General features: G+C 73.5%; 10 protein-coding genes. 5 read left to right on the top strand and 5 right to left on the bottom strand.

Translation table 11 applies throughout. The annotated features are described in order from the left end of the window. Positions 1 to 15 precede the first annotated feature (15 nt). Positions 16 to 294, top strand: coding sequence for a MoaD/ThiS family protein (locus tag ACIQTO_RS24810; RefSeq protein ID WP_402391907.1), 279 nt, complete (start codon positions 16 to 18; stop codon positions 292 to 294). Between the two features lie 81 nt (positions 295 to 375). Then, complete coding sequence (locus ACIQTO_RS24815; protein ID WP_387881274.1) at positions 376 to 1,344, top strand: PLP-dependent cysteine synthase family protein; 969 nt, start codon at positions 376 to 378, stop codon at positions 1,342 to 1,344. A 3-nt stretch (positions 1,345 to 1,347) separates the two neighbouring features. Here ACIQTO_RS24815 and ACIQTO_RS24820 read toward each other — a convergent pair whose 3' ends face one another. Continuing rightward, positions 1,348 to 1,809 carry a type II toxin-antitoxin system PemK/MazF family toxin gene (locus ACIQTO_RS24820; RefSeq protein ID WP_402391911.1) on the bottom strand — a complete coding sequence of 154 codons (462 nt, stop codon included), beginning with the start codon at positions 1,807 to 1,809 and terminating at the stop codon, positions 1,348 to 1,350. A gap of 185 nt (positions 1,810 to 1,994) precedes the next feature. Here ACIQTO_RS24820 and ACIQTO_RS24825 point away from each other — a divergent pair, with 185 nt between their 5' ends. Together ACIQTO_RS24825 and ACIQTO_RS24830 are read left to right on the top strand one after the other, a co-directional pair. Next, positions 1,995 to 2,186: a MerR family transcriptional regulator gene (locus tag ACIQTO_RS24825; RefSeq protein ID WP_402391914.1), complete on the top strand. Its 192-nt coding sequence runs from the start codon at positions 1,995 to 1,997 to the stop codon at positions 2,184 to 2,186. A 186-nt stretch (positions 2,187 to 2,372) separates the two neighbouring features. Then, positions 2,373 to 3,119 carry an MBL fold metallo-hydrolase gene (locus ACIQTO_RS24830; protein ID WP_402391916.1) on the top strand — a complete coding sequence of 249 codons (747 nt, stop codon included), beginning with the start codon at positions 2,373 to 2,375 and terminating at the stop codon, positions 3,117 to 3,119. A gap of 51 nt (positions 3,120 to 3,170) precedes the next feature. Here the strand turns inward: ACIQTO_RS24830 and ACIQTO_RS24835 are convergent, their stop codons facing one another. Beyond that, positions 3,171 to 4,085 carry a branched-chain amino acid transaminase gene (locus ACIQTO_RS24835; protein ID WP_402391918.1) on the bottom strand — a complete coding sequence of 305 codons (915 nt, stop codon included), beginning with the start codon at positions 4,083 to 4,085 and terminating at the stop codon, positions 3,171 to 3,173. 142 nt (positions 4,086 to 4,227) lie between these two features. Here ACIQTO_RS24835 and ACIQTO_RS24840 point away from each other — a divergent pair, with 142 nt between their 5' ends. Then, positions 4,228 to 5,238 (top strand): LuxR C-terminal-related transcriptional regulator, encoded by a 1,011-nt coding sequence (locus tag ACIQTO_RS24840; RefSeq protein WP_402391922.1) that lies wholly within the window; start codon positions 4,228 to 4,230, stop codon positions 5,236 to 5,238. Between the two features lie 50 nt (positions 5,239 to 5,288). On the opposite strand, the gene ACIQTO_RS24845 is transcribed toward ACIQTO_RS24840, so the two are convergent. The 3 genes from ACIQTO_RS24845 to ACIQTO_RS24855 form a co-directional block, all read right to left on the bottom strand. Next, positions 5,289 to 6,569 carry an LLM class flavin-dependent oxidoreductase gene (locus ACIQTO_RS24845; protein WP_402391925.1) on the bottom strand — a complete coding sequence of 427 codons (1,281 nt, stop codon included), beginning with the start codon at positions 6,567 to 6,569 and terminating at the stop codon, positions 5,289 to 5,291. Then, entirely contained in the window at positions 6,566 to 7,633 is a 1,068-nt protein-coding gene (locus ACIQTO_RS24850; RefSeq protein WP_402391928.1) for an LLM class flavin-dependent oxidoreductase, read from the bottom strand. Before ACIQTO_RS24850 ends, ACIQTO_RS24845 begins: the two co-directional genes overlap by 4 nt. 403 nt (positions 7,634 to 8,036) lie before the next feature. Beyond that, positions 8,037 to 9,314 (bottom strand): PTS transporter subunit EIIC, encoded by a 1,278-nt coding sequence (locus ACIQTO_RS24855; RefSeq protein WP_402391931.1) that lies wholly within the window; start codon positions 9,312 to 9,314, stop codon positions 8,037 to 8,039. Positions 9,315 to 9,521: the final 207 nt, after the last annotated feature.

A 9,521-nucleotide genomic window follows, 5' to 3' on the forward strand; every position in this document is an offset into this window, starting at 1 on the left:
CACAGGAGCGCACCCATGGCCATCGAGGTCCGCATCCCGACCATCCTCCGCACCTACACCGACGGCGCCAAGGCCGTCGAGGGCACCGGCAGCAACCTCGGGGAACTCTTCCAGGACCTCGACGTCCGCCACCCGGGCATCGCCGCCCGACTGCTGGACGGCGGCGAGCTGCGCCGCTTCGTCAACGTCTACCTCAACGACGAGGACGTCCGCTTCCTGGAGGGCATCTCCACCGCCCTCGCCGACGGCGACAGCGTCACCATCCTGCCCGCCGTGGCCGGCGGCGCACGCTGATCCCCGGCTCCCCCGTCCGCCGGCCGCGCGGGCGGGGGAGCCGCCGCACCCGACCCTCACCGCCGTCGCCGGAGGCACCCCTTGCGTTACGACAGTCCGCTCGAAGCCGTCGGCAACACCCCGCTGGTCCGCCTGCCCCGGCTCTCGGCCGCCGTCCCCGGCAACGCCGACGGCCTGGTCACCCTCTGGGCCAAGCTGGAGGACCGCAACCCCACCGGCTCCATCAAGGACCGCCCCGCGCTGCACATGATCGAGCGCGCCGAGGCCGCCGGACTGCTCACCCCCGGGTGCACCATCCTGGAGCCCACCAGCGGCAACACCGGGATCTCGCTCGCCATGGCGGCCAAGCTCAAGGGCTACCGGATGGTCTGCGTGATGCCCGAGAACACCAGCGAGGAACGCCGCGAACTGCTGCGCATGTGGGGCGCGGAGATCATCCCCTCACCGGCCGCGGGCGGCTCCAACACCGCCGTGCGGATCGCCAAGGAGATCGCCGCCGAGCACCCCGACTGGGTGATGCTCTACCAGTACGGCAACCCCGACAACGCCGGCGCCCACTACGCCACCACCGGCCCCGAGATCCTCGCCGACCTGCCCTCCGTCACCCACTTCGTGGCCGGCCTCGGCACCACCGGCACCCTGATGGGCGTCGGCCGGTTCCTGCGCGAGAAGGTGCCCGGCGTGCGGATCGTCGCCGCCGAACCCCGCTACGACGACCTGGTCTACGGTCTGCGCAACCTCGACGAGGGCTTCGTCCCCGAGCTGTACGACGCCGAGGTGCTCACCACCCGCTTCTCCGTCGGCTCCGCCGACGCCGTCCGCCGCACCCGCGAACTCCTCCAGCAGGAGGGCATCTTCGCCGGCGTCTCCACCGGCGCCATCCTGCACGCGGCCATCGGCGTCGGGCGCAAGGCCGCCACGGCCGCCGAGCGGGCCGACATCGTCTTCGTGGTCGCGGACGGCGGCTGGAAGTACCTCTCGACCGGCATCTACACCGCCGAGTCGACCGAGGCCGCCGTCGAGGCGCTCCAGGGCCAGCTCTGGGCCTGAGCCTCAGGAGTTGACGGCCTGCTGCACGCGGTCCCAGATCTGCCGGTCCACCGTGCCGGCCCGGCGGCGGAAGTGCCTGAGCGGCACGTCGCGCAGCTCGTCGGTCTCCAGCCAGCTGCTCCGGCCGGCGCGGTCGCCCGCCGAGCCCGGCGGCAGCGACAGCACGCCCGGGCGGTCGGCGTGGTGCTTGCTGGTGATCTTGGCGACGGTGGCGGTGCGGCCGTTCACGCGCAGCACCAGGCACGGGCGGTCCTTCGCCCCGGGACCGTCCTCGAACGGCACCTTCGCCCACCAGATCTCCTGCGGCGCCGGAGCGCCCGCCCGGCCCCGCCGCGGACCCGACGTCGGCGGCGCCGTCGGCACCGGGCCCCGGCGTGCCGGCCGCCGCGCCCGCCGCCGAGTCCCCACCACGGCGCCCACCGTCGCGGCGACCGTCCAGAGCGCGAGCCACCAGTAGTTGGTCATGCCGCGAACCGTACCGGGACGGTGCCCGCCGCCACCACCGTCGCGGGCGTGGCAGCCGGTGGTTTGTCCGTATCCTGCTCCCGGTTCGTCACGGTATGACCACAGCGTCCGTTCGGCGGACGCGCCGGCCCCGGAGGTGGAAAGGCTGCTCCCGAACGTCCCCCCACTCCCCGGAGGTGACACCCGTGAGCCGCAGCACCGACCTGTGGTCGTACGCCGAGATCGCCCGCCACATCAACGTCCAGCCGGAGACCGTCCGCACCTACCGACGCCACGGCCTGCTCCCCGACCCCGACGTCATCGACGGCGGCGGACACCCCCGCTGGCACCCCGACACGATCAAGGTCTGGGCCCGCCGGCGCCCCGGCCACCGCTGAACCGACCGCACCGCCCCCGCCCCCGGCGTTCTGGTGATTCCAGCCACAGCGCGGCACGGAGACGGGGGCAAAGTGCCCCTCCGCCCTTACTCTCGACACGCGAACGCAGTGCTACCCGCCGGTTCACCGGCCGGTACTGCCGTTTGACCAGCAGCAGCCAGGACGTGTCGGGGCGGAGGGGCTCGGATGAAACTGACCGTAGTGGGGTGCTCGGGGAGCTTCCCGTCCGCCGACTCGCCGTGCTCCAGCTACCTCGTGGAGGCCGACGGCTACCGCGTCGTGCTCGACCTCGGCAACGGTGCCCTCGGCGCCCTGCAGAAGTACGTCAGTCTCTACGAGGTCGACGCCGTCCTGCTCAGTCACCTGCACGCCGATCACTGCGTCGACCTCTGCGCCTACTGGGTCGCCCGCAACTACCGGGCCGAGGGCTGCCCCGACCCGATGCCCGTCTACGGCCCGGCCGGCACCGCCGAGCGGATGGCCCGCGCCTACGACATGCCCGAGAACCCGGGCATGAAGGAGGTCTTCGACTTCCGCACCCTCACCCCCGGAGCCTTCGACCTCGGCCCGTTCCGGATCGAGGTCGCCCAGGTCAACCACCCCGTCGACGCCTTCGCCTTCCGGCTCGAACACGCCGGCCGGGCCCTCGTCTACTCCGGTGACACCGGTGAGAGCGCCGCACTCGTCGAACTCGCGCGCGACAGCGACCTCTTCCTCTGCGAGGCCGCCTACATCGACGGCCGCGACACCTACCGGGCCGTCCACCTCAACGGCCGCGAGGCCGGCGAACACGCCACCGCGGCCCGCGCCCGCCACCTCGTCCTCACCCACATCCCGCCGTGGACCGACGCCGAACACAACCGCCGGGACGCCGCCGCCGCCTTCGCCGGCCCGGTCGACGTCGCCCGGGCCGGCGCCGTCTACGAGATCTGAGCGGGCCGGCGCGGCGATCCGCGGGCACGCGAGGAAGTCGGCGGGAGCCGCTCACCCCACCGGCGTCAGCCAGTGCCGGTAGCGCGGGTCGGCACCCGACACCGCGGCCCCGTACGCCTCCCGCAGCCGCTCGGTGACCGGACCGGGCGCGGCCGGGAGCTCGCGGTCGTCGAGCGAGCGGACCGGGACGACGCCGGCCGCCGTGCCGCAGAGGAACAGCTCGTCGGCCGCGTACAGGTCCGAGCGCAGCAGACCCTCCACCCGGACCGGCAGGCCCAGGTCGCGGGCCAGCGTCAGCACGGTGTCCTGGGTGATGCCCTCCAGCGCACCCGCACTGGTCGGCGGCGTGCGCAGCACCCCGTCGCGGACGGCGAACACGTTCTCACCGGTGCACTCGCTCACCGACCCGTCCGGCCCCAGCAGCAGCGCCTCGTCGTACCCCGCGTCGGTCGCCTCCCGGCGGGCCAGCACCGAGTTCAGATACGGGCCGGTGGCCTTGGCCGCGGGCGGCACCGCGTTCGGGTCGTTCCGCCGCCAACTGCTCGTCTTCACCCTGATCCCGCCCTCCGCGTCCGGGAGTTGGGAGTCCCACTGCCAGCTCGCGATGGACGTCACCGTCGGCGAGAACCGCATGTCCAGCCCCATCGAGCCGTAGCCCAGGAACGCGAAGTGCCGCAGATAGCAGGACCGGTGGCCGTTCGCCCGCACCAGGTCCACCGTCGCCTTGGCCAACTCATCCACACTGTAGGGAAGTTCCATGCGCAACATGCGGGCGCTGCGGTCCAGCCGGCGCAGATGCCCGGGCAGCCGGAACACCGCCGGACCGTCCGCCGTCGCGAACACCCGGGTACCCTCCAGCACCCCCGTGCCGTAGTGCAGACCGTGCGTCAGCACATGCGTCCGCGCCTCGTGCCAGGGCACCAGCGCGCCGTCCAACCAGATCGTCGAAGCCTCGGAAAGAGCCATGCGCCCCATCCTGACCGGCGCCGCGCCGCAGGTCAGCCGCCCCGGCACTGCCGGAACCGGCCATGACCGGGAGCGGAAACGACGCCGTCTCGCCCCTCGGAATCCCCCGACCGCCCGCCCCCGGCCTCACTACGCTGCGCCGATGGAGAGCCCCACCGGCGACGACGCCACCCAGCTCTACGCCCGGCTGCTCGCCGACCCCGGCGCACCGGCCCCCGCCCCCGACTGGGAGGGCGGCCGCACCGCCGCCGCCACCGCCGAACTCCGCGCCCTCGGCCTGCTCCAGCCCACCGCCGACGGCGCCCCGGGCCACGCCGCCGTCTCCGTCGACACCGCCCTGCGGCAACTCCTGCTCGACACCGACACCCGGGTCACCGCCCTCGTCGAGGCGCTGCGCCACGCCCGCGACACCGTCGAGCGCCTCCACACCGGCTACCTGCCGGTCCAGCACCGCCACCACGGCGGCGCCGCCCTCGAACTCGTCCGCGGCGCCGACCGGATCGCCGCCCTGCTGGAGGACGCCGCCCGCGGCGCCCGCGCCCAGGCGCTCTCCCTCCGGCCCGGCCAGGACTTCTCCGGCCCGGCGCTCGCGGGCAAGCTCGCCCGCGAACGGCTCGCCCTCGCCCACGGCGCCGCCCTGCGTTCCATCTACCCGGCCGCCGCGCTGCGCCGGCCCGCCGTGCTCGCGCACGTCCGGGAGCTGACCGGGGCCGGGGCGCGGATCAGGGTCGCGCACTCGCTGCCGCTCTGGCTGATCGTGGTCGACGCCCGGCTGGCGATCCTGCCCGCGCCGGGAGCCGGGCCGGACGGCGGGGCTCCCCGGGCCCCGGGTGCGGGGCACCCCGACGCCGCGGCGGCCGCCGTGGTGGTCCGCGAGCCCGCCCTGGTCGCGTTGGTGGCGGAGCTGTTCGAGTACTTCTGGTCGGCGGCCTGGACGCCGCCGGAACTCCTCGCCGGGTCGGCGGAGATGACGGACCGGCACGACACGGTGCTGCGACTGCTCGCGGCCGGGCTGACCGACGCGGCGATCGCCCGGAAGCTGGAGGTCTCCGAGCGGACGGTGCGCCGGCTGGTCGCCGAGCTGACCGCCGACCTGGGGGCGGAGAGCCGCTTCCAGGCCGGCGTCCACGCGGCCCGCCTCGGCCGGATCTGAGGCCACCCGGGCGGGCCGCCCCGCGCCGGGCGCGGGGCGGCCCGGGTGGCTCAGCGCTGCCCGGGGACGGGCAGGCCGAGGTGCTCGCGCAGCGTCGTCCCGGTGTACTCGGTGCGGAACACCCCGCGCTCCTGGAGCAGCGGTACCACCTGGTCGACGAAGTCGTCCAGGCCGCCCGGGGTGAGGTGCGGGACGAGGATGAAGCCGTCCGCCGCGTCGTTCTGGACATGGCTGTCGAGTTGCGCGGCGACCGTCGCGGGAGTGCCGATGAAGGACTGCCGGCCGGTCACCTCGATCACCAGCTCGCGGCTGCTGAGCTTCTTCTCGGCGGCCACCGCGCGCCACCGGGCGGCGATCTCCAGCGGATCCCCGAGCCTGGTCCGGCCCTGGACGAGGGCGCTGTCGACCACCGGGTCGGTGGCGGGCAGCGGGCCGTCCGGGTCGTGGTCGGACAGGTCGACGCCCCAGACCTGCTCCAGGAAGGCGATGGCGGTCTGCGGGCCGACCTGGGCGCGGCGGATCTCGGCGGCGCGCTCGACCGCCTCCTCCTCGGTGTCGCCCAGGACGTAGGTGACGCCGGGCATGATCTTCAGCTCGTCCGGCTTGCGCCCGTAGGCGGCCAGGCGGCGCTTGACGTCGGCGTGGAAGGCCTGGCCCTCGGCGAGGGTGGAGTGCCGGCTGAAGATGATGTCGGCCGCGGCGGCGGCGAACTCCCGGCCCTCGTCGGAGTCCCCGGCCTGGATCACCACCGGGTGGCCCTGCGGCGGGCGCGGCAGCGGGAGCCGGCCCTCGACGTCGAACTGCGGGCCGCTGTGCCGCACGCTCCCGCCGTCCCAGAACTCCCGGGCCAGTTGGACGAATTCGGCGGCGCGGGTGTACCGGTCGGCGCGGTCGAGGTAGCCGCCGCGGCGGAAGTTCTCCCCGGTGAAGGCGTCCGAGGAGGTGACCACGTTCCAGGCGGCCCGGCCGCCGGAGAGGTGGTCGAGCGAGGCGAACCGCCGGGCCAGTTCGTACGGCTCGTTGAAGGTGGCGTTGACGGTGGCGGCCAGCCCGAGGTGGGTGGTGACGGCGGCCAGCGCGTTGAGCACGGTGATCGACTCGGGTCGGCCGACCACGTCGAGGTCGTGGATCAGGCCGTTGACCTCGCGCAGCCGCAGGCCTTCGGCGAGGAAGAAGAAGTCGAACCGGCCGCGTTCGGCGGTCTCCGCCAGGTGGCGGAAGGAGGCGAACTCGATCTGGCTGCGGGACGCCGGGTCGGTCCAGACCGTGGTGTTGTTGACGCCGGGGAAGTGCGCGGCGAGGTGGATCTGCTTCAGCGGTCGGTCCGTCATCGGGTCACCTCGGCGTGGGCGGCGGTGGGCGTGGTGGGCGCGGGAAGGGTGGCCGTCGGGGCCGGGGCGGCGGGGGCGTAGCGGTTGGCCGGGCGGGCCAGACCGAGGTGGTCGCGCAGGGTGGCGCCGGTGTAGCCGGTGCGGAACAGGCCGCGCCCGCGCAGGGCCGGGACGACGTGGTCGGCGATCGCGGCGAGGTCCCGGGCCGGGTCGGCGGGTACCAGGTGGAAGCCGTCGACACCGCCCCCGCCCTCGGTGATCTCCCGGGTCAGCGCCTCGGCCGCGGCGCTGTCGGGGAGGTCGGCGGTGAGCCGGGCGAGGATGCGCAGGCCCTCGCCCGCGCGCAGCCGCAGCTCGGTGGCCGCGGTCAGCCGGGCCGCCGGACCGGGGGCGTCCAGCAGGACGACGTCCGCGTACCGGGCGGCCGTCTCCACCCGGGCCCGGCTGCCGGCGGGGGCGTCCGGGGCGAGGTCCGCGGCGGCGACCGGGACGGCGATCACCGGCCGTCCCTGCGGCGGACGCGGGGTGATGGAGGGGCCGCGCACCGAGAAGTGCGGGCCCTCGAAGTCGATGTAGTGGAGCTTGTCCCGGTCGACGAACCGGCCGGTGGCCACGTCGCGGATCTCCGCGTCGTCCTCCCAGCTGTCCCAGAGCCGGGCGGCGACCTCGGCGGCGTCGGCGGCCTCGGCCCAGAGCTCGTCCGCCGGGGCGACGCCCTTGCGGCCGAAGGCCCGGGCCTGCGCCTCGGTGTCGGAGACCCCGACCAGCCAGCCGGCCCGGCCCTCGCTCACCCAGTCCAGGGTGTTGACCGATATCGAGGTGTGGAACGGCTCGGTGTGCGTGGTGGTGACGGTCGGGACCAGGCCGAGTCCCCGGGTCTGCGGCGCGAGTCGCGCGAAGGTGGCGAGGGCGTCGAGCCGGCGCGGCTCGGGCGCGTAGGAGTCCTCGAGGGTGGCGAAGTCGAGCGTGGCCCGCTCGGCGAGGCGGGCGAGGGCGGTGAAGTGCCCGGCGTCGAAGCGGTCGGGGCTGTCGAGGGCGGCGGACAGGTGCAACTGGCGCGGCATGGCGTGGCCTTGACTTTCCTCGTGCGTGCGCGCTTCTGCATGTGGTCGCGCGGAACGCAGCTGGATACGTGGCGGTGGCCCGGGTGCGGGCTGACACGAGAGGGGAAGCGGGGGGCCGGGGCGCGGCGGGAGGTCAGCCGGGCGGCGGCGGGGGGAACGGGCGGTTCAGGCGCAACACGCGGCCGACCACACACGACCGAAGTCGATGTGGCAGCGGCTGACCAGGATGCGCGGCGCGTTCACCGCCTCAGTTGACCAGCGATGTCGCCGGTTCGTCAACCGCCGTCCCAGCGGGTGGTCCGTGATCGCGGAGCCGTGTCGGGACGCGCGACGGCCCCGCCCCGCCGCTCGGGGGAGCGAGCGGCGGGGCGGGGCCGGGGGTGCTTCGGGTCGTTCCTCGGCGTCAGGCCTTGGTGACGTCCTCGATCTCCTCGTCGTCCTCGCGACCGGGGGTCTTGAGGTCGAACTTCACGATCGCGAAGCGGAAGAGGAAGTAGTACAGCGCGGCGAAGGCGAGACCCAGCGGGATGATCATCCAGGGGTCGGTGGCCTTGTTCCACGCCAGCAGGTAGTCGATCAGACCACCGGAGAACGTGAAGCCGTCGTGCACGCCCAGGGCCCAGGTGAGGGCCATCGAGACGGCGGTGAGCAGCGCGTGGATGACGTACAGCACCGGGGCGATGAAGACGAAGGAGAACTCGATCGGCTCGGTCACACCCGTGACGAAGGAGGTCAGCGCCAGCGAGAGCATCATGCCGGTGACGGCCTTGCGGCGGTGCGGCTTGGCGGTGTGGGCGATGGCGAACGCGGCGGCCGGCAGCGCGAACATCATGATCGGGAAGAAGCCCGACATGAACTGTCCGGCGCTCGGGTCGCCGGCGAAGAAGCGGGTCAGGTCGCCGTGCACGACGGTGCCGTCGGGCTTGGTGAAGTCACCGGTCTGGAACCAGGCGTAGGAGTTCACGAACTGGTGCATGCCGACCGGCAGCAGGCCACGGTTGACCAGGCCGAACGCGCCCGCGCCGAGCGCGCCGGCACCGATCAGGGTGTCGTTCAGGCTCTTGATCGCGTCGCCGATCGGGCCCCAGGCCAGGGCGAACACGACACCGACGGCGGTGCCGACGAAGGCCATGATGATCGGGACGAGGCGGCGGCCGTTGAAGAAGCCGAGCCAGTCGACCAGCCGGGTGCGGTGGTACTTCTGCCACAGCACGGCGGAGAGCAGGCCGATCACGATACCGCCGAGCACGCCCGGGTTCTGGTAGGTGGCGGCGGTGTACTTGCCGTCCACGACCGCGGCATCGGTGACCGGGAACGCGGTCAGCACGTTCTTGTACACCAGGAAGCCGACGAGCGCGGCGAGCGCGGTGGAGCCGTCGGCCTTCTTGGCGAAGCCGATCGCGATACCCACCGCGAACAGCAGCGGCAGGTTGTCGAAGACGGCGCCGCCGGCGGTGTTGAACACCGCGGCGACCTTGTCCCAGCCGAGGCCGTCCTTGCCGAACACATCGTCCTGGCCGAGGCGCAGCAGCAGACCGGCGGCGGGGAGAACGGCGATGGGCAGCTGGAGGCTGCGGCCGATCTTCTGCAGGCCCTGCAGCAGGTTCTGGCCGAACTTCTTGGTGGGGCTTGGCGTGGCCGGAGCCGCGGCGGGCGCCGGTGCCTGCGCAGACTGACTCATGGGGGTGGGTTCCTAACGGCAGGGCGGGTCGGTCGGGGGGTAGGTGCACAGAGGGCCGAACCGCGAACTGGTCTACACCACACGTGGTGTAGACCAGTTTTGTAGCACGGGTGGAGAAGGGGGGGAAGCCCTGAAAGCGGTGCTGGTGAGAAGCGCTATGAAATCGAAACCTACTTGCGGATCGACGATCATGATTACCCGCCGTGA

Source organism: Kitasatospora sp. NPDC091207, assembly GCF_044768625.1.
Classification (GTDB): domain Bacteria; phylum Actinomycetota; class Actinomycetes; order Streptomycetales; family Streptomycetaceae; genus Kitasatospora.

Excerpts from the sequence above, each read along its gene's own strand:
- ACIQTO_RS24845 (WP_402391925.1), bottom strand. The coding sequence starts at position 6,569 with ATGACGGACCGACCGCTGAAGCAGATCCACCTCGCCGCGCACTTCCCC.
- ACIQTO_RS24855 (WP_402391931.1), bottom strand. The coding sequence starts at position 9,314 with ATGAGTCAGTCTGCGCAGGCACCGGCGCCCGCCGCGGCTCCGGCCACG.
- ACIQTO_RS24830 (WP_402391916.1), top strand. The coding sequence starts at position 2,373 with ATGAAACTGACCGTAGTGGGGTGCTCGGGGAGCTTCCCGTCCGCCGAC.
- ACIQTO_RS24835 (WP_402391918.1), bottom strand. The coding sequence starts at position 4,085 with ATGGCTCTTTCCGAGGCTTCGACGATCTGGTTGGACGGCGCGCTGGTG.
- ACIQTO_RS24810 (WP_402391907.1), top strand. The coding sequence starts at position 16 with ATGGCCATCGAGGTCCGCATCCCGACCATCCTCCGCACCTACACCGAC.
- ACIQTO_RS24850 (WP_402391928.1), bottom strand. The coding sequence starts at position 7,633 with ATGCCGCGCCAGTTGCACCTGTCCGCCGCCCTCGACAGCCCCGACCGC.
- ACIQTO_RS24820 (WP_402391911.1), bottom strand. The coding sequence starts at position 1,809 with ATGACCAACTACTGGTGGCTCGCGCTCTGGACGGTCGCCGCGACGGTG.
- ACIQTO_RS24840 (WP_402391922.1), top strand. The coding sequence starts at position 4,228 with ATGGAGAGCCCCACCGGCGACGACGCCACCCAGCTCTACGCCCGGCTG.